Source organism: Bacillus sp. PS95 (assembly GCF_037963565.1).
Lineage (GTDB): Bacteria > Bacillota > Bacilli > Bacillales > Bacillaceae > Bacillus > Bacillus subtilis.
Genome location: NZ_CP150160.1, coordinates 1,265,505 through 1,287,993, shown reverse-complemented (window position 1 = coordinate 1,287,993; position 22,489 = coordinate 1,265,505). Strand labels below are relative to the sequence as shown.

The 22,489-nt window shown below is 39.3% G+C and carries 25 protein-coding genes and 1 pseudogene; 12 read left to right on the top strand and 14 right to left on the bottom strand.

Translation table 11 applies throughout. The features are described from left to right. The first annotated feature begins 29 nt into the window (after window positions 1-29). Together NSQ12_RS06860 and NSQ12_RS06855 are read left to right on the top strand one after the other, a co-directional pair. The gene (locus NSQ12_RS06860) at window positions 30-605 is read left to right on the top strand and encodes a YjgB family protein (protein WP_029317646.1); all 576 of its coding nucleotides are present in this window, start codon (window positions 30-32) and stop codon (window positions 603-605) included. A gap of 100 nt (window positions 606-705) precedes the next feature. Then, a complete protein-coding gene (locus tag NSQ12_RS06855; protein WP_017697549.1) occupies window positions 706-1,104 on the top strand; it encodes a DUF2809 domain-containing protein in 399 nt (132 codons plus the stop codon). 8 nt (window positions 1,105-1,112) lie between these two features. On the opposite strand, the gene NSQ12_RS06850 is transcribed toward NSQ12_RS06855, so the two are convergent. Beyond that, complete coding sequence (locus NSQ12_RS06850; RefSeq protein WP_339176315.1) at window positions 1,113-2,012, bottom strand: DUF2268 domain-containing protein; 900 nt, start codon at window positions 2,010-2,012, stop codon at window positions 1,113-1,115. Window positions 2,013-2,137: 125 nt separating this feature from the next. On the opposite strand from NSQ12_RS06850, the gene NSQ12_RS06845 reads away from it, so the two are divergent. Both NSQ12_RS06845 and NSQ12_RS06840 read left to right on the top strand, forming a co-directional pair. Beyond that, complete coding sequence (locus NSQ12_RS06845) at window positions 2,138-2,305, top strand: YjfB family protein (RefSeq protein ID WP_339176313.1); 168 nt, start codon at window positions 2,138-2,140, stop codon at window positions 2,303-2,305. A 124-nt stretch (window positions 2,306-2,429) separates the two neighbouring features. Continuing rightward, window positions 2,430-2,903: a YjfA family protein gene (locus tag NSQ12_RS06840; protein ID WP_213414422.1), complete on the top strand. Its 474-nt coding sequence runs from the start codon at window positions 2,430-2,432 to the stop codon at window positions 2,901-2,903. A 39-nt stretch (window positions 2,904-2,942) separates the two neighbouring features. Here the strand turns inward: NSQ12_RS06840 and pdaC are convergent, their stop codons facing one another. Beyond that, on the bottom strand, window positions 2,943-4,346 hold the full coding sequence (gene pdaC / locus NSQ12_RS06835; protein WP_003245023.1) for a peptidoglycan-N-acetylmuramic acid deacetylase PdaC: 1,404 nt from the start codon (window positions 4,344-4,346) through the stop codon (window positions 2,943-2,945). Window positions 4,347-4,599: 253 nt separating this feature from the next. On the opposite strand from pdaC, the gene cotT reads away from it, so the two are divergent. The 4 genes from cotT (at window position 4,600) to NSQ12_RS06815 (ending at window position 7,234) form a co-directional block, all read left to right on the top strand. Beyond that, on the top strand, window positions 4,600-4,848 hold the full coding sequence (gene cotT / locus NSQ12_RS06830; protein WP_003245601.1) for a spore coat protein CotT: 249 nt from the start codon (window positions 4,600-4,602) through the stop codon (window positions 4,846-4,848). Window positions 4,849-4,970: 122 nt separating this feature from the next. Further along, window positions 4,971-5,960 carry a heme o synthase gene (gene cyoE / locus NSQ12_RS06825; RefSeq protein ID WP_080481057.1) on the top strand — a complete coding sequence of 330 codons (990 nt, stop codon included), beginning with the start codon at window positions 4,971-4,973 and terminating at the stop codon, window positions 5,958-5,960. Window positions 5,961-6,578: 618 nt separating this feature from the next. Then, entirely contained in the window at window positions 6,579-6,908 is a 330-nt protein-coding gene (locus tag NSQ12_RS06820; protein ID WP_339176310.1) for a YjdJ family protein, read from the top strand. A 131-nt stretch (window positions 6,909-7,039) separates the two neighbouring features. Next, window positions 7,040-7,234, top strand: a complete 195-nt coding sequence (locus NSQ12_RS06815; RefSeq protein ID WP_003232825.1) for a DUF4177 domain-containing protein — start codon at window positions 7,040-7,042, stop codon at window positions 7,232-7,234. Window positions 7,235-7,273: 39 nt separating this feature from the next. On the opposite strand, the gene ybaK is transcribed toward NSQ12_RS06815, so the two are convergent. After that, window positions 7,274-7,753 (bottom strand): Cys-tRNA(Pro) deacylase, encoded by a 480-nt coding sequence (gene ybaK / locus NSQ12_RS06810; protein ID WP_021479508.1) that lies wholly within the window; start codon window positions 7,751-7,753, stop codon window positions 7,274-7,276. A 228-nt stretch (window positions 7,754-7,981) separates the two neighbouring features. On the opposite strand from ybaK, the gene NSQ12_RS06805 reads away from it, so the two are divergent. Both NSQ12_RS06805 and NSQ12_RS06800 read left to right on the top strand, forming a co-directional pair. Further along, window positions 7,982-8,377, top strand: a complete 396-nt coding sequence (locus tag NSQ12_RS06805) for a hypothetical protein (protein ID WP_009967031.1) — start codon at window positions 7,982-7,984, stop codon at window positions 8,375-8,377. Between the two features lie 218 nt (window positions 8,378-8,595). Further along, on the top strand, window positions 8,596-9,102 hold the full coding sequence (locus tag NSQ12_RS06800; protein ID WP_106073829.1) for a GNAT family N-acetyltransferase: 507 nt from the start codon (window positions 8,596-8,598) through the stop codon (window positions 9,100-9,102). Window positions 9,103-9,147: 45 nt separating this feature from the next. Here the strand turns inward: NSQ12_RS06800 and NSQ12_RS06795 are convergent, their stop codons facing one another. The 4 genes from NSQ12_RS06795 to manR form a co-directional block, all read right to left on the bottom strand. Further along, window positions 9,148-9,630, bottom strand: coding sequence for a YjdF family protein (locus tag NSQ12_RS06795; RefSeq protein ID WP_339176667.1), 483 nt, complete (start codon window positions 9,628-9,630; stop codon window positions 9,148-9,150). A 169-nt stretch (window positions 9,631-9,799) separates the two neighbouring features. Continuing rightward, complete coding sequence (gene manA / locus NSQ12_RS06790; protein ID WP_339176307.1) at window positions 9,800-10,747, bottom strand: mannose-6-phosphate isomerase, class I; 948 nt, start codon at window positions 10,745-10,747, stop codon at window positions 9,800-9,802. 14 nt (window positions 10,748-10,761) lie between these two features. Continuing rightward, window positions 10,762-12,714 carry a PTS mannose transporter subunit IIABC gene (gene manP / locus NSQ12_RS06785; protein WP_339176305.1) on the bottom strand — a complete coding sequence of 651 codons (1,953 nt, stop codon included), beginning with the start codon at window positions 12,712-12,714 and terminating at the stop codon, window positions 10,762-10,764. A gap of 147 nt (window positions 12,715-12,861) precedes the next feature. After that, on the bottom strand, window positions 12,862-14,808 hold the full coding sequence (gene manR, locus NSQ12_RS06780) for a mannose transport/utilization transcriptional regulator ManR (protein WP_106073827.1): 1,947 nt from the start codon (window positions 14,806-14,808) through the stop codon (window positions 12,862-12,864). 562 nt (window positions 14,809-15,370) lie between these two features. Between manR and NSQ12_RS06775 the strand changes: the two genes are divergently transcribed. Continuing rightward, window positions 15,371-15,718 (top strand): Ig-like domain-containing protein, encoded by a 348-nt coding sequence (locus NSQ12_RS06775; protein ID WP_003232839.1) that lies wholly within the window; start codon window positions 15,371-15,373, stop codon window positions 15,716-15,718. 158 nt (window positions 15,719-15,876) lie between these two features. Here NSQ12_RS06775 and NSQ12_RS06770 read toward each other — a convergent pair whose 3' ends face one another. The 4 genes and pseudogenes from NSQ12_RS06770 to NSQ12_RS06755 all read right to left on the bottom strand — a co-directional run bounded on the left by NSQ12_RS06770 (window position 15,877) and on the right by NSQ12_RS06755 (window position 18,157). Then, window positions 15,877-16,632: an SDR family oxidoreductase gene (locus NSQ12_RS06770; RefSeq protein ID WP_015715693.1), complete on the bottom strand. Its 756-nt coding sequence runs from the start codon at window positions 16,630-16,632 to the stop codon at window positions 15,877-15,879. A gap of 236 nt (window positions 16,633-16,868) precedes the next feature. Next, window positions 16,869-17,186 (bottom strand): putative quinol monooxygenase, encoded by a 318-nt coding sequence (locus NSQ12_RS06765; protein ID WP_072692634.1) that lies wholly within the window; start codon window positions 17,184-17,186, stop codon window positions 16,869-16,871. A gap of 261 nt (window positions 17,187-17,447) precedes the next feature. After that, window positions 17,448-17,623 (bottom strand): annotated as a pseudogene (locus NSQ12_RS06760) (aspartate phosphatase); the annotation flags it as partial. Window positions 17,624-17,758: 135 nt separating this feature from the next. Continuing rightward, window positions 17,759-18,157: a hypothetical protein gene (locus tag NSQ12_RS06755; RefSeq protein ID WP_339176303.1), complete on the bottom strand. Its 399-nt coding sequence runs from the start codon at window positions 18,155-18,157 to the stop codon at window positions 17,759-17,761. Between the two features lie 842 nt (window positions 18,158-18,999). Here NSQ12_RS06755 and NSQ12_RS06750 point away from each other — a divergent pair. Next, window positions 19,000-19,728 (top strand): hypothetical protein, encoded by a 729-nt coding sequence (locus tag NSQ12_RS06750; protein WP_251186956.1) that lies wholly within the window; start codon window positions 19,000-19,002, stop codon window positions 19,726-19,728. Window positions 19,729-20,078: 350 nt separating this feature from the next. On the opposite strand, the gene NSQ12_RS06745 is transcribed toward NSQ12_RS06750, so the two are convergent. The 3 genes from NSQ12_RS06745 to NSQ12_RS06735 form a co-directional block, all read right to left on the bottom strand. Further along, window positions 20,079-20,810 carry a putative immunity/bacteriocin fusion bifunctional protein gene (locus tag NSQ12_RS06745; protein WP_047182453.1) on the bottom strand — a complete coding sequence of 244 codons (732 nt, stop codon included), beginning with the start codon at window positions 20,808-20,810 and terminating at the stop codon, window positions 20,079-20,081. A 50-nt stretch (window positions 20,811-20,860) separates the two neighbouring features. Next, window positions 20,861-21,127, bottom strand: coding sequence for a hypothetical protein (locus NSQ12_RS06740; protein WP_014114929.1), 267 nt, complete (start codon window positions 21,125-21,127; stop codon window positions 20,861-20,863). Between the two features lie 969 nt (window positions 21,128-22,096). After that, window positions 22,097-22,489: a hypothetical protein gene (locus NSQ12_RS06735; RefSeq protein ID WP_041516382.1), complete on the bottom strand. Its 393-nt coding sequence runs from the start codon at window positions 22,487-22,489 to the stop codon at window positions 22,097-22,099.

Sequence of the window (22,489 nt, the reverse complement as noted above, 5' to 3'; positions counted from 1 at the left end):
GAATGGTAGATCAATTAGGAGGGATTAACATGAAAAAGACAATGTCTGCTATAACCGCGGCAGCAGCAGTAACAAGCTGTTTTACCGGCTTTGGGGCTGCGTCCTTTTCAGCACCGGCAAAGGCCGCAGCTCAAACAAATACACTCTATGAAAATACAAACCAATCAGCCGCTGAGCTCGTCAAAAACCTTTACAACACCGCCTACAAAGGAGAAATGCCTCAGCAGGCGCAAGGCCTTACCATTAATAAAAGCACAAAAGGGGATGTCCACGCTGCGTTTGGGGAACCGGAAAGACCAGTCGGGGGAGACAATCGCTTTGATTTATATCACTGGAATATGGGACAGCCGGGCTACGGATTTTCCTATCATAAAGACATGACAATTTCAGAAATCCGCTACTTTGGAACCGGTGTGGAACGGCAGCTGAATTTAGGCGGAGTTACGCCGGAAGTGCTGCAGAAGCAATTAGGGCCAGCAAATCGGGTGTTAACCGTCCCGTTTACCGATGAAATCGATTATGTATATGATACAGGCCGCTATGAACTCCATTTTGTAATAGGCACGGATCAGACAGCCGACCATGTAAACCTAAAAGCAAAATAAACACCCTACGCGGCTATTCAGCCGCTTTTTTAGTGGACAAATAAAAGCTATATTCCTTACAATACAGGGAGATGAAAAAGAGACGGGGTATCAATTCGCAATGAAGCGAAATCGTTGGATATATGCAGTTTTCACCGTACTGATCATTGGGCTGGGGCTTGGATCCAGAGCATTCTCCAGTGTTCTTCCTGATACTCTCAATACTTATCTGGGAGACTCGTTGTGGGCCGCCATGATCTTTACGGGATGCGGATTTCTATTTCGGAAGCTGAAGACAATGATAACGGGCATTATCAGTCTTTCTTTCTGTTTTGTCATTGAATTCAGCCAGCTCTATCATGCCGAATGGATCGACCAGATTAGGGATACTTCTCTTGGCGGGCTTGTACTGGGGTACGGTTTTTTATGGAGCGATATCGAAGCATATACAATCGGAATTGCCGCCTGTGCCGCCATAGAACTGCTGGTTTTGGGAATCAAAAAGCGCCGCTGTATGTGACGCTTTTTTCATGTAGAAAACAGCCCGCATTGAGAAAGAATGGTCTTCGCATCCAAACGTGTGGCCTCGCTTATCGTGATATGATGTTGATTCATAAATGACTGAACGGCATGATAGCCAACTGCATAACCCGCAAAAGCCGATAAACCTGCAGGCTTAAAGCCTTGGTCGTTAGCAATTGGATCACCAAACATATAACGGCTGACTTCCGAAACTCCTTTCACATCCAACACCTCATTAATCACATCAATGGAATATTGCAAATCCTCATGATCAAAACGAGTTACCCAAGGGCCCAATCGTTCCGTACCAAACAGCTCTCTGGCGAATGATTCCGCCAATCCTTCAATCACAAGATAATCCCCGACACTTACAGAGCCATGATGAAAATCTATATACGAAAACCGCACATTATGATGAAACTCATGAGCAATAATGGAAGGAATCCTTGGCAGGTTATAACGGTTCGGATTAATCCATACATGAATAAAGCCCGGTATCCCGCCAAACCCGCAGTAGCCTTTTTGCAGCTGAAGCTTATTTGGATCAGCGATATAAAGGCCGAATTTGATCTCCTTTGCATTCACCCGCAGCTGTTCGCGCTCAGCAAAAAATATGCATTGCCGAAGTGCAGATTCCGCTGTCTCTGAAACATGTGATTCTTTCAGTATTCGCAGTGCTTTCTGTCCGATTTCAGCATCACGGACATCCAAATAGCCAAGCATTTTCGCAGCCATCATCACATCATAGCCGTTTGGCTCCTTCGCTTTCAGCGGAACATGGATGGCGGTCCACATCTTTTCAAACGGCCTCATCATCGTATACCGAAATTCATCCTTTCTTTTTTGTTCTTCCATTGAAAACAGCTTTTCGTATTGCTCAAAGGTCTTTTCCATTACAAGATTCATCCTGATCCCTCCTTGTCAAAAACATACGGTATGCCGCAGCGTAAGGGTCAACAAGTGAAATTAAGCCATTTTTCACTGTAAAATCATACAAACCCGCCGATAGGTAAGGCATAGGAGGTGGAACGATGGATATTCCTGCTTTATCGATTGCGATGCATCAAGCATCCCTTGCCCAGAATGTAAATATTGCTTTAACGAAAAAAATGCTGGACACCGCCCAGCAAAATGCCGATCAAACCTTAAAGATGATTCAGCATCCGACTCTCGGACAAACCATTGATGTAAAAGCATAACCTCACACCAAAGGCGGCCAATAACTCCATCCTCCCGGCCGCCTTTATTGTTCACAAAAAAGCATGCATGTTTTGATTGTTCCTCCATATGATTTATTGTTTGCCATATTAAGGAGGTCATAAATTGAAAAGACTGTTTATGAAGGCTTCATTGGTGTTATTCGCAGTAGTATTTGTTTTTGCCGTCAAAGGTGCACCCGCCAAGGCGGAAACCCATGCCTACGATGGAAAAAGCCCTTATTACAATGATTGTGCGTCCACCGGCTCTACAAAAAAATCCTCAAACTTAGTGAATGCCAGCAATCAAGTCATCGGAGTAGTCGAGCTTAAATTCAGCAGTACATGTAAAACGGCTTGGGCAAAAATCACGATGAATAATACATTGACGTCTGGCTATGAAGCAAATGCGGAGATTACCCGGAACACAGACGGAAAAAGATATAATTGTGATTCTGCAGGCGGCAATGGAAAAGCGGTGGCCGGCCAAAAGTCTTGCTATACACCGATGGTATATGATTTAGATCCAAGGACTTCTTACGCTTTTGGCAAGTATTCAGGACCAAACTTAAATGTTTGGGCCACCACAGGCTCTTATTAAATAGAAAAAAGGCTGTCCGTACGGACAGCCTTTTTTAATTTATTTCGCTTCTCTTTGTTTTTTAACCTCTTCAAGCTGAGAAACTGTCACCAATTGATAGCCTTGATCGGTGAGCTTTTTTATAATTTCATCGGCCGCATCAGCAGAGGTGCGGTAAATATCGTGAATTAAAATGGTTCTTCCATCTCCCGCCTGATTCATGACACGGTCAACAATTGTTTTTTTGTTACGGTCTTTCCAATCTTCCGGGTCAACATCCCATAACGCAACATCCATTTTCATTTGACTCCGCAGTTCATCATTAATGCCGCCGTATGGGGGTCTTACAAGCGTCGGACGATATCCGCTTATTTTTTCAATGATGTCTTGCGTATCATTGATCTGCTTTAACGCTTCTTTCACTGAAAGCCTTGTGAGAAGCGGATGGCTCCATGAATGGTTCCCCACCTCATTTCCTTCTTTCAGCATTCTTATTAGCGTTTCCGGATAATATTGAACTCTGCTCCCCAAAACAAAAAACGTGGCATGACCCTTATATTTCTTCAAGGAGTCTAGAATCTGATTTGTTGTCGCAGGATTCGGGCCGTCGTCGAAAGTAAGCGCAATGACTTTTTGATTTGGATCAACTGTTTCCTCTTTGGGTAAAGAAATCACTTCATGCTTCGGCTTTTGTTCTTTGATTTTATTTTTATTTTTTGCTTTATCAATATATTGTTCTTTCAGAATGTCTTTCAAAAGACTTTTCTTAATGGCAATCGATTGCTCTCCAAGATAGCCTGCTGCAACCTGATATGTGTCAAAGTAAAGTTCGATATAATCCTCCTTGATGGCAAAGCGGCTGAAATTTTCTTTTTTCGGAGCCGTCCCTTCCTTTAACAGTGCATCGTCCGCGGCAATGTCCTTATTCTTTTTCAGCTCGTGATAAGCGATTAACGAAAGCTTATGTAAGTAGTCAGCGTCCTCTTTGAAAATATCATCAATGGAAAGAAACGCTTGTTTACTAAAATCATAGTTAAACGTTTTTTTCACGGTTTGCCCGTGTGCCCCGCCGATGTATTTATATTCATTAAATACAATCGCCACTGTCTGTTTGGCATAATGGACAATTTTATAATCAACATTTAATTCGTTGCGTTTTGTCGTATGCTCTTGGTCAACGTCCTTTGTTTCCTTTTGAAATTGACGAACCTCTTTTTCTGCGAATCTTTTTAATGCCGAATCCATTTTTTCATTTTTGAAAACGGGATAGTTAACCGCGTAATTAAAAGTTTTCCCGTCATTCACAAGCGTTGCGATCTCAACATTCCCATATTGAGAATCAGTTCTTACTTTATTCATGACCGTTTCTTTTTTCAATGAATGATTATGGAAAAAGCCGATAAGGCCCACCACACATACAACTGCTATTAATACATGAAACCATTTGATTCTTTTTGCCAACAACAAAAACTCCTTCTTTCGTAGCCATTTCGATTTACTCTTCATCAGTTGGAACTGTATCTATTTAGAAATGTTTTTGTAACATTGTAGTAACATTTATTTCACATTTGTAATACTATGAGATTTAGAAGTTCATGTCAATCCTTTTTAAGGAATTTCATCATAAAAAAAACCGAATTTCATGAATGTACATACACCCAACTTAAGCATCAGGAATATGGTAAAAGGAATAAAAAAAGCTAGGGAGGTTTTCCTCTTGGATTACCCTTTGAATGAACAGTCATTTGAACAAATTACCCCTTATGATGAAAGACAGCCTTATTATTATCCGCGTCCGAGACCGCCATTTTATCCGCCTTATTATTATCCAAGACCGTATTATCCGTTCTACCCGTTTTATCCGCGCCCACCTTATTACTACCCGCGCCCGCGACCGCCTTACTACCCTTGGTACGGTTACGGCGGCGGTTATGGCGGAGGATATGGCGGAGGTTACGGTTACTAGTCGCCGCATATCAAAATGGGGGCAGTCCAGCTCCCCATTTTTTTGTTTTAAAAATGACAATATCATGAAAAATATAGGAAATAATTGTGATTCCGTCCCCCTCTTGTTACGATAACAAAAGCATGCAGTTTTGGGGGAGGCGTCTATTTTTGAAGAATACAAGAGATTCTGCAGCCATATCTGAAACAAAATACATAAAAGCTTCGAACCGGGTAACCATTTACGATTTTATCAAACTTGCAAAGCCGGGCATTATCATATCAAACTCGATAGCAGCCTTCGGCGGGTTTTGGATCGCGTTTGCAAGCGCAGAAAAAACGTTAACCGGCTTGGCTTTTTTGATGACAATGGTAACAGCAATGTTGGGAACCGCGTTTGTGATGGCTTCCGGCACTGTCTATAACAACTATTTTGATCGGCATATGGACGCAAAAATGGCACGCACTCGCAGCAGGGCCTCGGTCACAGGGAAAATGCCGCCAGCCATGATCTTAACATATGGCTCTGTTTTAGGGATCGCAGGCCTTGCCATGCTTTATTCCCTCAATCCATTAACGGCCTTTCTCGGACTGGCCGCCTTTATTTTTTATGCGATCATCTATACGGTATGGGTGAAACGAACGTCTGTGTGGAGCACATTTGTCGGGAGCTTCCCAGGAGCTGCGCCGCCATTGATGGGGTATTGTGCCGTAACCGGTGACTTCAGTATGACAGCAGTGCTGTTGTACACGATTATGTTTCTGTGGCAGCCGCCGCATTTTTGGGCGATTGGGATAAGACGCAAAGAGGAATATCGCGCTGCTGGCGTTCCGCTCTTGCCAGTAGTCAAAGGCAACCATGTAACTAAAATAAAAATGATGCAATATATTGCCGTCCTGGTGCCGGTCACGCTATTATTTCCTTTCTCTCTCGGCACCGGCCATATAAGCCCATTTTATTTCTTAGCCGCCTTGGTTCTCGGAGGCATATGGATCAAAAAAAGCATCAAAGGATTCAAAACAGACGATGACGTGAAGTGGGCAAAGGATATGTTTGTCTACTCGCTTATTTATTTTTGCTTGCTGTTCTTCATCATTATGATCGATTCATTTATGATGCTTCTGATCAGATGATGCAAAAAGAGCCACACATTAATGTGACTCTTTTTTGTTTGGAAAAACAGCATCTAATAGAAATGTCATGGCAAAAAACACAACCATGCAAATCAACAATCGTATAATCTCACTCAAAATCCAGCTATCAGCTATGCGCATACCATCGGTTTCTCGGAGGGTTGCGCATATTGAAAAAATCATGAGTATGTTTTTTAGGGTTTCTTTGTTCATAAAATACCATCGCTTTCTCGATAGAATGACTTAAAGGCAATGAGATAAGTCATCAAGATATAAAATATGTCGCATCGTTGCATGTTTTGATTGAAAGAAATCATTGTTTTTTTGCCAGCCAATTGTAAAGCTCAGGCAAACAGATGAAAAGCGTTTCTGTGAAAAAGCAGATCTAATCGAATGCTTCTATACTCTCTCCACAAATAAAAAATGCTAAGAAATACATTTGTTCTCTAATCTATAAACCCGCACTCTTTTTCCATCATCAGGTATTATAAGCCAAAAACAAACAAAAAAATAGACTTGCGTTTGAGTTGTATGAAAGTGAAATTGCAAGAATAACCCATACGGTGGTAATATATTGTTTGATTTTCCCATATTCATAGATTTGGAGGTCATACAAAAGTGAAGGGAATATTTTTAGTTGTTCAGCTTGGATTTTCTATTATGATATTTCTGTTTTTAGCTGCTGTTAATTGGTATCATGGAAGCGAGCTTGTTTCAGATCGATTTGATTGGAACTATACTGCTAAACTCTCAAAACTGCTAAATGGAATTGATGCCGTCAGCAGCCCCAAACAAATTTCACAGCTTGATTTTTTCATCTATTCCGCTAAACACTACCCTGTTATGAGTGCGTTAATGATCATCTCCTTCTTATATGTTCTGGCCGCTCTTTTTTTACTTATATACTCAGTCAAATGCAATAAGCAAAAGATTCATTTGGACTGCTGACCCGGTGAAATCCCTTTTTTAAGCCCCTTAACTCTTCAAGATGTTCCTGTGTTTAGTGAGGCAGACCTTAACCTAGGTTTTCGGAACTTCTCGCTCCATTTTACGTATACCTTAATAGGAGGGATCAAACGATGAAAGAATATGAATTCGTAAGAGTTGAGCTGAGCACGATGAGAAGAAGGCCTAAAGAAGACTACCAGCAAATCATCCATGATTATGCGAAAAGAGGCTGGAGATTCGTTCAGATTTTCGCTCCCAGTATAGATGGGTATGGGGCAGCTGCTTATTTTGAAATCATATTTGAAAGGGATGCGGAAAAAGCTTAATCGATATGACTAAGCTTTTTCGTTCCCCTATATCTGCATCTATACAATTTCTGCAAATGCGGCATCACATGATCTGGCTAAATCTTGTGGCGCCAACTTTAGCTGCATACCGATTTTCCCTGCACTGACAATAATAAAATCAAGCGTTTCTGCAGATGCATCAATATAGGTCGGGAACAATTTTTTCATGCCAATTGGCGAGCAGCCGCCGCGAAGATAGCCAGTTACCGCTAATAGCTCCTTCATTGCAATCATTTCTATTTTCTTTTCCCCTGTCACCTTTGCTGCCTTTTTTACATCTAACTCTTCTGCAACGGGTACAACAAAGACATAATAATGATTTGTTCCTGCTGCTGCAACCAACGTTTTATATACATATTTCAAAGGATAACCGATTTTTTCCGCCACAGAGATGCCATCTACCGGCTGGCCGTCTGTTTTATACCCTAATACCTCATAAGAGATGTTCTGCTGTTCTATCAGACGAACCGCATTTGTTTTTGCTATTTTTTTCGCCATTGTTTTCACCCGCTATCAAAATGATGTATGTCTAACTTCTTGCAGTAATATGTAAATTCTATCATCCTAACCTGCATTTTCAAGGTTACTAGCATTGAATCAACGAAAGGACAAATTGATTTCCTTGGACGCCTATAGCCCATTATTAGTCTACATGGAACAAAACAGGAATGAACAAATAACTCCCACATACAATTTGTATGAATGGAAAATAAAGGAGTGGTTGCTTTGTATCATTACTTTTATGGCCCTGCGTTAATTCCTTACTTTTCACATACTCATAACCCTCAAAGAAGTCCAGATTTTTCAGAAAGACAGCGAAGAAGAGAAATCACATTGACTGTAGATGGCTTTGTCCCCCCATCTTCCACCGAAGATCTTGGAGACGGCTTTTATTCTTACGCATGGACGAACCAACAGGTCATCAATCCAGGTGAATACTTAGTTTGTCATCTTGAAGGAAGAGATATCAACGTGATAAATGGTGGGTTCACTCCGCGCGATACTGCTCCATTGTATGCGGTAGCAAGCTTTCCAAGACGAAGAAACCAATGGGTCATTATCATTCATAATCCTGTTCAAACCCAAAGAGCCATATCGCTTTATTTGATTGCGAAAAGGTAGCACAACATGTTATCAGAAACCCTGCATTCAGGAACAGAAAAACGGGTAGGGACACATTAACATCAGCATTTTCCTACCCGTTTTTGGTCTGGGCAAACTCTTACCTGCCACTCTTTCAATTCCCCTCAATTTTTTCATCTTTCTCTACTGCCAAGGTATCAGAGAAAATTGTTATATGTTATCATTATTCCCAGTAAAAAGAAAAGAGGATTAGATATATGGTTCTCCTTGAAACGAATCGATTACGATTACAAACGATTGATATTCCCCTTCTTGACGCCGCGTCTAAACAAGATCATCAGGCTATCAAAGACTTAGGTTATGGAACAAATGGTGAATGGCCAAATTCTGATTTTTTTGAAGCGATACCTTATTTCCGCGAGATTTTAGTCAAAAACAATGGAACAAAAGGATTTGATTCATGGATTATTGTAAAGAAGGACAGTCATGAAATTGTTGGAGGAACTGGATTTTTAGGTGACCCAGACGAAAATGGCATGATTGAAATCGGTTTTGCAACAAATAAAAGTCATCGCCGCAAAGGTTATTGTGTGGAAGCCGCCCAAAAACTAATAAACTGGGCATTAAGCCAAGAAACAGTAAACCGGATCACCGCAAGATGCGAACATGATAATCTAGGCTCACAAAAAACCTTGGAGAAGTTAGGGTTTATATTGGATCATAAATCAGCGGATTATAAACATTGGATATATGTTACAAAGTAGAGTCCTTAATTACAAAAGCAGGCACTGCGCCTGCTTTTGTTTGGATTATTTACCTCTGTGCTTCTTTTTCGCTTTTTGCTTTTTGAGCATATACCTTTGCTCTTTTACATGTTCTCGTTGTTCTTTCATTATTTGTTTTTTCTTTTGCTTTCTTGCTTCAAGCTCTAGCTTTATCGCCTCTTGAGCTTTAGAAGTTACTCCGGCGTTTTTCAACTCTTTTGAAACCTGGCGCTGCAATCTTTTTGGATTGATCTTTTTTTGACGCCTGCCTTGTAAACGCACTCCTTCCTGCTCAGCTTGGGCCATCATATTCAAAAGTTGGTTATGAACAAACTCTAATACTTCAGAATCCCTCGGCTCTTTGCCAAAAAGATGACGAAAGGCTCTTAGCTTTCCATTGTCCACAACTTCAACAACGCCTACCCAAAACTGACCATCGTAGTAAACCGTTAATTTCATAACGATTCCCTCCTCATAAAAGATATTAAAGAATGATGGACATCCCGAGGAGGGGAAGGTTACTGACATTCTCAATCATGCATCCGGACTACCAACCGAATCGTGTTTTTTCATTCTTTACCATATACAGAAAAGAGTGTAACATTTCTTCTCCAACTATTAAACTCTTATTTTATTTAGATCATTGCTGGAGAATAGGCGTCTTCACTCGCAAATTTATTTCTCAAGCCCTGCCATGTTACAGATGGGAGACGATACATTCTGCATATCCTTCGAGTTTAAATTCTCCAAGACCGTAAGGCAGCAACATATGATCTCCTTTTTTGAAAGGATAGACATACTCACCAGAGATCATACGGCCCTCCCCTTCAATCACACTGATAAGAAGGAATGGTTTTTGCTGCTTTAAGCTTGCTGATCCTGATAAGTTCCATTTCCCCACCGAAAAGTAAGCGCATTCAATCAATGTCGTTGTAAGCAAATCCTCAATTTGTTCATGGTGAACTGTATGCCGTTCTGGAATAGACGGAACCTCTATCACTTCGATGCTCTTTTTCAGATGAAGCTCGCGCAGCTTGCCTTCTGCATCTTTTCGGTCATAATCATATAATCTGTAGGTTGTGTCAGAGTTCTGCTGCGTCTCCAAAGCAAGAATTCCTTTTCCAATCGCATGAACAGTACCGCTTGGCACATAGAAAAAATCCCCCGGCTTTACCTTTACACGGCGCAAGAGCTCATCCCATTCTCCACGCTCTATCATGGTAGTTAGTTCTTCCTTTGTTGTTGCATTGTGGCCATAAATAATCTCGGCATCACTTTGGCAATCAATAATGTACCAGCATTCTGTTTTTCCAAGCTCACCGTTTTCATGTATGCTGGCATATTCATCATTCGGATGCACCTGAACAGATAAGTCCTGGTCAGCATCTAATATTTTTGTAAGCAGAGGGAAACGATCCCCTTCAAGCTGTCCGAATAAATGTCTGTGATGTTCCCATAATTCGCTGAGCGTGAACCCCTTATACATTCCGTTTTGAACAACGCTTTGACCATTTTGATGCGCGGCAAAAGCCCAGCACTCTCCTGTTCGTTGTGACGGAATGGTATAGCCAAAATCAGCTAAAGCGGTCCCGCCCCAAATTCTTTCTTTGAAAACAGGCTTGAAAAATAACGGTTCAGTCGTCATGAAAATCCCCCGCTTTATTCGATTTCTTCTAGCAGCTTGTATGCTTCTTCTGTTGTTTGCACGGAGAGCAGCCGCTCCCTATAATTGTCATCCATTAGCTTTCGAGATAGCATCTGCAGTATTTTGAGATGCTGGTTTCCCCCGCTCTCTTTCGGTACAGCAATCATAAAGATTAATTTAACTTCTGATCCATCCAGGCTATTCCAATCAACGCCTGATCGTTTGATCCCAAAGGCAACACTCGGCTCCCTGACCGCCTCAGACTTTCCGTGCGGAATCGCGATATTCATGCCAATCGCCGTTGTTCCCTGTTGTTCACGATTCAAAATGGCTTGTTTAAATCCGCTCTCTGAAAGCAGCGCACCTCTTCGGGACAATTTCTGAATCAATTCATCTATGATGTCATCCCTCGTTTCCCCCGATAAATTTGGTTCAATTAATTCCGGGCTGATAATGTCTGTCAGTTTTTTAAATTCCGACATCTCAGCTTTTTGGCTTTGAATTGGCTGCTTTATTTCATTTGCTGCCGCAGCTTCACTTGGCGCGGAGGTCGGTGCAGTTTCACTGAGCACAGGAGACGCCGTAATATCCTTTTTTAGTACATTGACGAACAGAGCAGTGACAAGAGATCCTGCAATCACAGCAATAAAAAACATCAAGACATGATCAACTGCGCCAAGCACTGCAACGATAGGTCCGCCGTGTGCCACTCTGTCTCCCACATTGCCAATCATGGCTATCACAGAACCTGTCATTGAGCCTGCCATAATACTTGGAATAACGCGCAGAGGGTCCTGCGCCGCAAATGGAATCGCTCCTTCAGTAATGCCGAAGAGACCCATCGTAAATGCCGCTTTCCCCATTTCTCTTTGAGATGCCTCGAATTTTCTTTTTCCTAAAAACGTCGCAACGCCAAGGCCAATCGGGGGAATACAAATGGCGACAGCAATTGGTCCCATAATTTCATAATTTCCTTCTCCAATCATTGCTGATCCAAACAGAAACGCCACCTTATTTACGGGACCGCCCATATCAAATGAGATCATCGCCCCTAAAATCAATGCCAGAAGGATCGAGCTCGACCCTTTCATCCCCGCCAGCCAAACTGTTAAAGAGGCGAAAATTTGAGCTACAGGCGCGCCGATCAAAAACACAAACGCTAAACCTACAATCAGTGATGCAAACACCGGAATAATAATAATCGGCATAATCGGCTGGATTGCTTTTGGAACTTTTAATTTCTTGATCCAAAGTGCAGCATATCCGGCCAAAAACCCGGCAATAATCCCCCCGAGGAATCCGGCGCCGCTTGCGCTGTCATAAAAACTTCCAGTCGCCGCAATATAACCGCCGATCATCCCTGGCACAAGTCCCGGTTTATCAGCGATGCTATAGGCGATATAGCCGGCTAAAATCGGAATCATAAATGAAAATGAAGCACTGCCGATCTGTTCAATCGTTTTCCAGAAGGAATCATCCGGAATAACTAAGCCTTTAGGTGTTTTCTCCCCTCCAAGCGTTAATGCAACCGCTATCAATAATCCGCCGACAACAATGAAAGGAACCATAAATGAAACACCGTTCATTAAATGACGGTAAATTGGATTTTGTTTCTTCTCCTGATGATTACCGGATTCCAATTTTGTAGCGGAACGATAGACCGGTATATCCCCGTTAAGAGCTTTTTGAATCAATTCTTCCGGTTTGCGGATACCGTCCTGTACCCCCACAGACAGCAGTTTTTTGCCTATAAACCGGTCTTTGTTTACCGAGCGGTCTGCAGCAATAATGATTGCGTCCGCTTCGCGAATTTCCTCTTCGGTTAGCTTATTTTCAACACCAATCCCTCCCTGGGTCTCAACTTTGATGCTAACGCCCAGTCTGTCAGCAGCTTTTTGCAGATTTTCCGCTGCCATATACGTATGGGCGATTCCATTCGGACAAGATGTAATCGCTAACAGTTTCATAGGAAACCTCCTTAAAGTGTGAATAATCAGATCTTGTCTCAACTGTATACCGAAATCAGCTCATTAAAATCGCTTTTTTTACCATAGGTTCCGGTAATAAAGGCATTTTTCCCTATAACAAAAAAAAGCAAGGAATAATCCCTGCTTTTAATAATCCAAATGAGATAAAAATGTCATGACATTGGCTTCTTTCGTCAGCTTCTGGACGAAGGCCGGCTGCTCGCTAAGATATGAAAGCTCGCTAAACAGCTGCTTTGTCATAGTTTGATCCTCGTGTTTGACAGCCAGCATAAAAACGAGCGAAACTTTTTCATTTCCCCATTCAAGCGGCTCCTTTAATGTGGCAATCGCGATTGCTGATTGTTTAATAAATTTAGCGTTTGCATGAGGAATGGCAATGCCTGACCCAATATTTGTAGCCGACATTTTTTCCCTCATCACCGCATGAACCGCATAGTCCTTATCAACATAGCCTTTCTCAAACAAAGCTGTCGCCAGCTGTTCGATTAACTTGTAGCGATGCTCCGCCTCCTGCTGCAAAAAAACCAAAAAAGGAGTCGTATTGTTCAGCATCTGAAACGTTTTTTGTTTTTGGCGGTGTGATTCGCCCAGCTGACGTATAAACGCACTTAATTTCTTCTCTTCGCCAGGCTCTAAAAGCGGAGATACAACAATATGGGGAACCGTAATTTTCTCCAGCGCAATGGTGGATATGACAAGATCAATATCCTCATGCTTTTTGATATAATCCTTTAAATCGGCCTTTGCAATACAAGCCATTACAGCGATTTGGTGATATTTCCGTTCAATTTTTGTCCGCAGCAATTGTGACATCCCAATCCCCATGTGGCAGACGATAACCGCCTTTTTATGTGTCTCGCTGCTGCCCTGCATCCGTTCGATCGCTGCCTGAAAATGCAATGTCAAATATGCTGCCTCTTCCTCAGGAATATGAAGATCAAAAGTTTGATTGATGTCTTCCAAAACATCAATGATGAGGTGGAACAAATAAGGGTACATCTTTTTGATGTCATTGAGCATAGGATTTGCTACAGAAAGATCGTAGCTCAGCCGTTGTAGCACAGTATTGAGATGAATGTTCAAACCATTGATCAAATCCTGATCCTTGTGAAAATCCATCATTTTCAGCTCTGAAACACGATTGATTAAATGCCCTACAACCTTAGGAAGCACAGCATTTTCAAGGTCCTCTTCTGTCTGCAATGGATAACGAACTTTACCGCCCAATATATGTAATGTTAAGTACACGGCTTCTTCTTCAGGGAAGCGGATTGCAAAAACCGGTTCAAGCCGCTGTAAACAAGCAAATGTCCATTGATATTCTTTCTTCTTTTTTACTGCCGCCATTTCTTTTGGGGACAATGAAATCGGCTGCTTCATTTTGATGCGGCGGACCATTAACAATGTATGCAGCAGCAAACTTTCAAACGTTTCGTCTGTGAAATAGAGGGAATGCTTTTTTTGCAATGATTTGATTTCTTTCGTCACAAAGTCTACTTCATAATGTAAAAACTTACTTTTAATAAATTGGCTGGTAAACGCTGTATTGTGAATCAAATCAGATATTCTTGCCAATGCCTTTCTTTTATTTCTTTCGTTCCCTTCAACCTTTAATCCAAGCCGCTGCCTAGAAACCAGTGTGAGATCAAAACGCTTCAGCCACTCTTCTACTGCGTATAAATCCTTTTTAATGGAAGATCGATTGACAAAATGCCGAGCGGCAATGTCTTTTGCGGAAACAGGCTTCGGATTCATTAATAAGTCATAAGCAATGTGTAGCATTCTTTCTTCATCGCTCCGCTGCCTAGAAGAAAAATGTTCAGTATGTAATTGTTGGCTTAGCCAGGTCCTTTCCTGTTCTTCTATATGTAAATAAACGCCCAACCCTGGTTTTCGAATAAGCTGTGCATGAGAATGCTCATTGAGATAATCCTCGATCACTTTCAAATCATTCCGGATTGTTTTTTCAGAACACTGTACCCTATCTGCGAAATCTTGCACAACTAAATAGTCATCAGGTTCAGATAACAACAGATACAAAATCTCTTTTTGTCTTGTATTTATGTATTCCATCTGTTTTTCTATCCTTCCTGTCAGTATCTACTTGAGCAAATTGATAGTATAAGTATACTATATAAGAAACCGTTTACATTATAAAATAAAATCATAGAGACAAAAGTTTCGTTTTTTACCGAAGCTTCCGGAAAAATACGATTTTTATATTCATTGAGTTTGCTATGTAATGTATTTTTTATCGTTATTCAGCAGAAATTCATAAAAATACTCCAATTCTTCAGCTATTTAGAACGAAGATTTTCTAATGTATGAGTACGAAAGTAAGAACATGATGAAGAAAAGTGATTTGGTATCTTCGGGGATAAAGTGCAGGTAACAAAATTCCCACACGCTCAACAAACTAATAACTATCAAATGTGTGCTATTAACATTTTAAGGATGGCCATTCTCTCTCAGCAATTTTCCATCATAAATACAAACTCTGTGCAGGGCACACAATAGTCTTAGCTCAAATCAGTTGATCGTTCACATATTATTAACATTTATTTACAAGGAAAATAATTACTTTTTGCTGAATTGTTATAGTGCAAGACAAAAAACTTTAAAGGAGTGTTTCAAAATGAATTTCAAAAAAACGGTTGTTTCTGCTTTATCGATTTCTGCGTTAGCTCTGTCGGTCAGCGGGGTAGCTTCAGCTCATGAAATAAACTCCACACCTACTGAAGTAAAGAACATTTCTATTTCACCTACACATGTTATCAAGATTCAAGACTATAATTTACCTCTAAAAGTTGGAGAAACCTATTCTGTTAAAAATAATTCAGCTACTCGTTATTGGACTGATAACCAAAAAGTTGCTGAAGTCGATCAAAATGGTTTAGTGACGGCTAAATCAAAAGGGAAAGCCACGATTACTTTGTTTAAAGGTACTGCAGTATTCGGAAAAGTATATGTAACGGTTTATTAATCTTTATCCGCCAGATTTTCTGGATGCAAAACATGCATGAATAAAATAAGGTCCCCCTCTAAAAAGAGAAGGGGCCTTATTTTATTTCAATTGCGCTTCAAGTTTAGATTTAGTTTTGGGAATACATCATACATTGGTGTATATTGTGTTTCAGTAGCTTAGCCCCGAATAAATCCACCTTCTGAATGAATAATTTGTCCAGTTATCCATTCAGCCTCATCACTTGCAAGAAAAGCAATCATTCGTGCTGCATCATCTGGTGTGCCAATACGCCCCATTGGAAATTTAGGTGAAAGAAAATTTCTTATTTCATCTGTCATCCATGTAGAATCTGTTGGACCTGGGTTTACAGCGTTAACAGTGATGCCCAATGGTGCAAGTTCTTGTGATAACGACCTAGTAAAGGCAGAAATAGCTCCTTTAGTAGCTGCATACGCTAACTCCCCAGGCAAAGGACCTAAATCCTGCCCTGATGTCATATTGATGATTCTTCCTGATATTAAATTAGACTTTTTAAACCGACGGGCGAATTCAACACAAAGAAGAAAATTTGATCTCATATTAACCGCATAATGATCATCAAGTGATTTCGCATCTAACGATACATAATTATCACTTGCGGAATGAGCTGCATTATTAATAAGAATGGAAGGATATCCTAATTTATCTGAAATTTTTTCATGTATTGTGAATGCAGCATGTGCATCTGATAAATCAATTTTCATTGCCTCACAGCGGACACCCATACGTAAAATTTCTTGTTGAAATTCTTCTATCCAGGCCGCATCAGAGTTCCAGTGAGTAAAGAAGATATGTATACCCTGTGAGGCTAACTTACGACAAATAGCCGTACCAATATCCCCTTGACTGCTTGCTCCTGTAATTAGTGCAATTTTTTCTTGAGAATGACTCATTATTTTAACCTCCAATTTATACGGAGTATCTCCATTATGATGGTAACAAGTTATCCAAAGAATATAATCCTTTAAATCAAACAGAGCTGACTTTGAATACATTTCAAAATCAGCTCAAAAAACATTTTCGTCTCAAAAAATATTAAATAGAAAAAAATAAGAGTTGGACAACAATTTACTACTTAATCACAAGTGGCTGATTCTATGTCATTGAATGTCTTTTTTTAAAGAGCCTTTCAATCATTCACATTGCTTTTCATTAACCATTCTACTTCCGTTAATTCTTGTTTTTGAACGTCTATTGTGTGTTTTTTCGTGAAATGGGTTTTCACAGCTTCTTCGTTTTCCCAAATCTCCCAAAGCATTATTTTACGTTCTGATGGCTCAAGCGGATAAGCATGGAATGTAATACAACCCTCTTCTTTGTTCGTTTCTTCCTCAAGTTTTTTGAATTCCTTCATTATCTCATTAAGGTCTTTATCACTGATGATTTTTAAACATGCCGTTATGTAATGCATCGAAATTTCCCCTCCCATCATTTTATGGCTTTTCATTATAACATTTTCTTGAAAAATAAATATAACTGCGATATTGATTGCTCGAGTTAATCAATCGCTGTATGTAAAGGATTTAAAAATTGAAATCAAATAAAAAACCTTCATTTTATAGGAAGGTTTAAAAGTTATTTTATCAAGTTTGTGAAATATGTTTGGTATTGTTTCACTGTAAAGTCTGTAGCGAAACCACGTACTAAAACAAATGACAAGCCCCGCCCGGATAAGCTTAATCTCTATTTAAAAGTTATACAGTCATTCTCACCTTTGAATTTGTGTTTGAGTTTCAACCATTTTTTGATGATAGAGGTTTCAAATTCTTTTGAGTTTGCATAAGCAGGTGCAGTCCCAAAGGCAATGTCTTCAACATAAAAATCGTTACTTTTTTCTAAGTATTCTATGGTTTGATTAACTCCATGTTGATCCACCGCACGAATCATCTTAATAACATTCATTGATATTAATACCAACTTCTGACGATGGTAAATGCGGATTCACAGGACACCACTAATATATCTTTCTAACGTTTAACCGAAAAAACCGCAATTTGCTTGCGGTCTATATTATTACGTTTATGTTTTTTGCACATTCCCATCTGTTTCTGGCTTCAATAGTTTAGTTAGAGTTATCCCAGATACCCTAGTCAGAATATAGCCACTCAAGACAGTGTAGGGCGCAATTTCATTTATGAGAGATTTAGAGAAGATGAAATATAAGACAAAAAAGATAACTGCCGCTCCGCTTAAAACGTAAAATGCTTTTTTGTTTTTAACAGTTAATCGTTTCGATTGTGTGATCTTGTTAAAAAGCAATGGGCTTCCAGTGTAAATGCCGAAGAAAAATGTAACAATAATAGACCACAACAAACCAACAATCGAAAAATAATCCTGATGAAAAAAACCATCAAAAGACCATCTACTAAAAAAAATAAAGCCAAGTAAATAAACAAATGACAATATAACCTTGACCAATTACATCCCTCCCCTTCATTCAATATACACCCGCCAAAAGATTGTTTAAATGGGCAAGTACTATCATTTACCTTTTAATGGTAAAATCACCTCTGGAAAAATCATTGACAAAACGGCTAAGTATGCAATTGCCAATTCTGATTACACGTTTGTAAAGTATGGTGGCAACCGCCACGGTCATATGGAATTACATTCACACCAAAGGGAAACTGTTACACACATCTCGTTTCTATTAAGTAAAAGAGCCCTCCTGATAGTTAAATAGAGTAAGAGTCATAACAGTTATTTGCTTTTGTTCTTCAAAATATTGAGGCCTCGTTACCTCTGCGTATTCGTTTAATCGGTTTCCCTTTCCGAACATCATCCATAAAAAAACGCCTCCTATTCCGGTTTAATAGAATAATAACGTTCAAACATGGTAACGGTCACCGCTACAATGCATTCCTAATACGCCTAAAGTCAACGCAATAAAAAACGGCTATAAACATTGATATAACGCCTCTAACCGCCGTGTATGATTCCGACTGGGCTCGAACCAGCGACCTCTACCCTGTCAAGGACGAGACACGTATTCTGACTAATCTTTAACAATCCTAAAAAATCACCTAAACCCTTGTCACATAAGGGGTCATAGGATTTAGTTTCCTGATTGATATTTGTTGTTACTAAGTGGTTTTTAAAGTTTTTGTGACTCCGATGTGACTCCATGGTGACCCAATTTGTACACTAGAACACATTATTTTTGCATCCTTTAATTTCTTTATAAAAAAGCCAAACACAAAAAATTTATAGCATTTCTAGTGGTATAATTTTATTTAACAAAACTGAAAGGACAAAATAATATGGATAATCTAATTTCTATTCTCATATTCTCTTTACCTGGATTACTAGCGTATTTCTGGATACAAATGTTTGGCCTTAATCCATCTGTTAAACATAGTTCAGGGGAACTTGTTGGACTCTCTGCATTATTATGGATACCAGTATCATTGATAAATGTAGGAGTTATGAATGTATTAGCTGATAAGGGGCATTTTTGGATACATATGAATAGTGTTAGTGATATTAAAATTAACTCTGGGGACTTACTTTTCCTCACCTTTTATACAGTAATAACACTTTTCTCAAGTTTTTGTGTCTCTCTTCTTTGGTCAGTTTTTTTATACCCAACCTTCTTGATCATTATTAATAAAATAAGGTCATTTAGAAAAATTGTCTCTTTGGATGTTCATGCTTCAATCTGGGATACATACTTTCTTAATTATGAAGAAAGTAGAGATAAAGCTGATGAAAATACTTATGAAGGTGGTAATAATGAAGAAAATAATAAGAGTAAAAGTGAACCTCCTCTTATCGTAGAAATTTATTATTTAAGTGATCCAGACAAGAGAATGTATGGAGCCGTTTCAAACATGTCCCGCCCTTTTGAGGCGGAACGAGCTTTAATCCTCCAAGAGCCTGATGAGTGGAAAATAGCATATAATACTTATAGATATCCTGTTAAAAGAACTTACTTTGATACCAAATCAGGATTGGTAGTTAATGAATTAGAATTCAAACATATCACTTAATAATTTGTTAACTTCTTGGTCTTGGCGCAGACACAGTAGGTCTGTTACCTGACCTTGTCTCATTACCTTTTTGAACCTTCGGGGCTTGGACAACTGGTCTTTTGCCTGATTCATTCATGGGAATAAGTTGTTTTGTTGCCATAATAATCACCTCTTTTTGCACTTACTAACAGGATTTAAACATTATTCGACAACAAACAGCAATTCCCTTTTCCGACTAAAATTTTTTTGTATTGATCTAATAATTGTTCTGTGATCTTTATCCGAAAGTTTCAGTCTTTCTTTTATGTCATTTTGAAAATTAAACCAAAAAAGGATAGACAATTTGTCCATCCCTCATAGCTAATATTCTATGCACATGCAGCAACCATTGCTAAATCACAAACAACTCCACAAGTTACACCAGCTCCAACATTAATCAAACCAACAACCCCACAATAGTTGATACAAGCCAATAAACCTAGCGCTCCACAGGCAAAGTTCTTTCCCCAAACACTAAAGCCATTTGTGTGGAAGTCACCCTCCTGAAGACCATCTAAATTCTTTCCATAAATTTTAAAAGAGTTATCATTATCTTGGATCAATACATCAAGTTCATCAGAATCGCCGCTAAAATCTTTAGGTATTCCTAATAAGCTAAAGTTAAAAAACTCTTTAGTCTCTTTGCTATAACCCAAAGTATAAATTATGGAGTCGCCTTCTCCATTTTTATAAGCCCCATAAACAAATTCTAAATCAGATTTTGTACCTTCTTTGTCAATTTGAGCACCTTTGAATAAAAGACTCTTATCCTTTAAATCTACCTTTTTGTATCCGGCATTTTTGTATTCTTCAATGTACTTTTTAAACGTTTCTTTCTTATCTAGAGCTATTTGCTCTACATTTTTTACCTCTTGCTCACTAAGTACTTCAGTTTCGACATTGTAAACATCTTTAATTTCCTCGATGATTTGTTCTCTGTCTCTCTCTTTCGAACAAGTTGTACATTCTGTTTTGGCATTACTTCCATTTCCAATCGCTAAAGCATTTATTGGCATGATAGATACTATAGCAATTAAAAACATCAGCACAAACCTTTTCATACACTTTCCTTCCTTTCCATTAATATATTTAAAATACGCAAAAACGTATTTTAATCCTTACTATCATCTATCCAAACATCTCCAATCTTTGAATAGAAGTATTTTAAAGTAAAACCTAAAGCAATTCCAAAGATCACAAATCCAATTGAGAAAATAAGAAATTCAACGGTAAATACAGGCTTTCCTTTTAAATAACCTATTAACAGTTGTCCAAGAACAAACACCACTGACATTCCTGTCGTAATTAGAGGTAAACTTCTAACCCATGTTGTAAAATTCTTTTTCATTTGTTCGATAGTTAATTTTCTTTTTGCCATTTTCATCACCTCTTTAATTAGGTTAACACAAACTCTTTTTCCAAAAAATGAATATTACGAATTAAATTCTATACAACTTCGTTACTTATTTTCTATTTTAAGATTGAGACATTCTACATATTAATAGGTCTTACTTCTGCGCCACTCTCACAATTGATAATAGCTTAAGTAATGTTTTATCTTTTAGTACTGTTTGACAGGTTTACAGTAGTATGTTATCCCTTGCCAGGTTCACTATGAACCTCACAAATTTCTCCATTAATTGTCTTGACTTTTCTTTTGATTTTTTGCTTGATTGGTTGAGACTGTGGACAACGGCTGGGCAAGTTGTCTGCCTGAATTTGCTTGTAAAAAAATAAACAAACTCAGGCAGGCGACTGAAACTTGATTGTATATCCACTTGTGGTATCCGTGTGTTCACCCTATTTGCCGTTGGTTATTCCCCAAACAAGCCTACTGTGTCAAGTGTCCCTAACAGGTTCAACCAACCCAAAATTGGGTTCGTATACTTATGGCTTGTCCTGCATCGTCAGAAACGATACACCCATCCTTCGTCAGCACTTAATGGCAGCTTTCGCCTTTCAGATGCATGTGTAAATAGGGAAACACAGAAGGCATCCTATCCTCATTTATTGCGTCGGCTGAGTCACTACCCTGTCAAGTTTTACGTGTGTTAGCGCATTCCACGGCAGTCTGATCCTTAAAAAAGGCATCACTAAAGACAACACCTTAATTCAGGAGCATAGACTGACTTTATTTAATTGTAAGGAGTCGCATTGCACGCCCCCCTTGATTAAATTGTTGAGTTTAAATACAATGGAAAGGTATCAACCCTTTTACGATTAGGAGAGTGTGCCCGCACTCCCTAATCACCCAAACCAAGCTACAAACTGGATACATATAGCCGGTACAGCTACAAATAATACTCCAAAAGCCACTTTACAGAACCAATCGTTATGTATCTCAGTTTTATTCATCAGCGTCAGCTTCCTCTACGTCATACTCACCAATCCTACATAAATTATCGCTAACTCTAGGGATAACTATTTGTCCTCCGCCCATTTCAAACAACACATGTATATGATTAATTGCCATTTGCAACATTGACTCTAAATTGTCTCTTGCATCCTCTTTACTTTCACCATCTATATTGAAGGAAACAGGAATAGTGATTTCAGTATGTATGTTGAAGCGCTTTGTAGGCGCTCCATTATTACTTGTTTCAATGAAATTAACTTCTTCTGATTTGTTATTCAGGATGAAATGGTGAAAGTGATTAGCTATATCCTCAAAGCGTTCCTCGTTAGTGATTGTCCCTAAGCTCGTTACGTTAGTTCCTACAGTGTGTCGGTTAATTTGCAT

Coding starts and splice junctions, on each gene's coding strand:
- NSQ12_RS06815 (WP_003232825.1), top strand. CDS start 7,040: ATGAAAGAATATGAATTCGTAAGAGTTGAGCTGAGCACGATGAGAAGA.
- manA (WP_339176307.1), bottom strand. CDS start 10,747: ATGACGACTGAACCGTTATTTTTCAAGCCTGTTTTCAAAGAAAGAATT.
- NSQ12_RS06750 (WP_251186956.1), top strand. CDS start 19,000: ATGGATAATCTAATTTCTATTCTCATATTCTCTTTACCTGGATTACTA.
- NSQ12_RS06745 (WP_047182453.1), bottom strand. CDS start 20,810: ATGAAAAGGTTTGTGCTGATGTTTTTAATTGCTATAGTATCTATCATG.
- ybaK (WP_021479508.1), bottom strand. CDS start 7,753: ATGGCGAAAAAAATAGCAAAAACAAATGCGGTTCGTCTGATAGAACAG.
- NSQ12_RS06845 (WP_339176313.1), top strand. CDS start 2,138: ATGGATATTCCTGCTTTATCGATTGCGATGCATCAAGCATCCCTTGCC.
- cyoE (WP_080481057.1), top strand. CDS start 4,971: ATGCAGTTTTGGGGGAGGCGTCTATTTTTGAAGAATACAAGAGATTCT.
- NSQ12_RS06800 (WP_106073829.1), top strand. CDS start 8,596: ATGGTTCTCCTTGAAACGAATCGATTACGATTACAAACGATTGATATT.
- manR (WP_106073827.1), bottom strand. CDS start 14,808: ATGGAATACATAAATACAAGACAAAAAGAGATTTTGTATCTGTTGTTA.
- manP (WP_339176305.1), bottom strand. CDS start 12,714: ATGAAACTGTTAGCGATTACATCTTGTCCGAATGGAATCGCCCATACG.
- NSQ12_RS06735 (WP_041516382.1), bottom strand. CDS start 22,489: ATGCAAATTAACCGACACACTGTAGGAACTAACGTAACGAGCTTAGGG.
- NSQ12_RS06795 (WP_339176667.1), bottom strand. CDS start 9,630: ATGTCAGTAACCTTCCCCTCCTCGGGATGTCCATCATTCTTTAATATC.
- NSQ12_RS06770 (WP_015715693.1), bottom strand. CDS start 16,632: ATGAGTCATTCTCAAGAAAAAATTGCACTAATTACAGGAGCAAGCAGT.
- NSQ12_RS06765 (WP_072692634.1), bottom strand. CDS start 17,186: ATGAAAAGCCATAAAATGATGGGAGGGGAAATTTCGATGCATTACATA.
- NSQ12_RS06740 (WP_014114929.1), bottom strand. CDS start 21,127: ATGGCAAAAAGAAAATTAACTATCGAACAAATGAAAAAGAATTTTACA.
- NSQ12_RS06850 (WP_339176315.1), bottom strand. CDS start 2,012: ATGAATCTTGTAATGGAAAAGACCTTTGAGCAATACGAAAAGCTGTTT.
- NSQ12_RS06860 (WP_029317646.1), top strand. CDS start 30: ATGAAAAAGACAATGTCTGCTATAACCGCGGCAGCAGCAGTAACAAGC.
- NSQ12_RS06855 (WP_017697549.1), top strand. CDS start 706: ATGAAGCGAAATCGTTGGATATATGCAGTTTTCACCGTACTGATCATT.
- NSQ12_RS06775 (WP_003232839.1), top strand. CDS start 15,371: ATGAATTTCAAAAAAACGGTTGTTTCTGCTTTATCGATTTCTGCGTTA.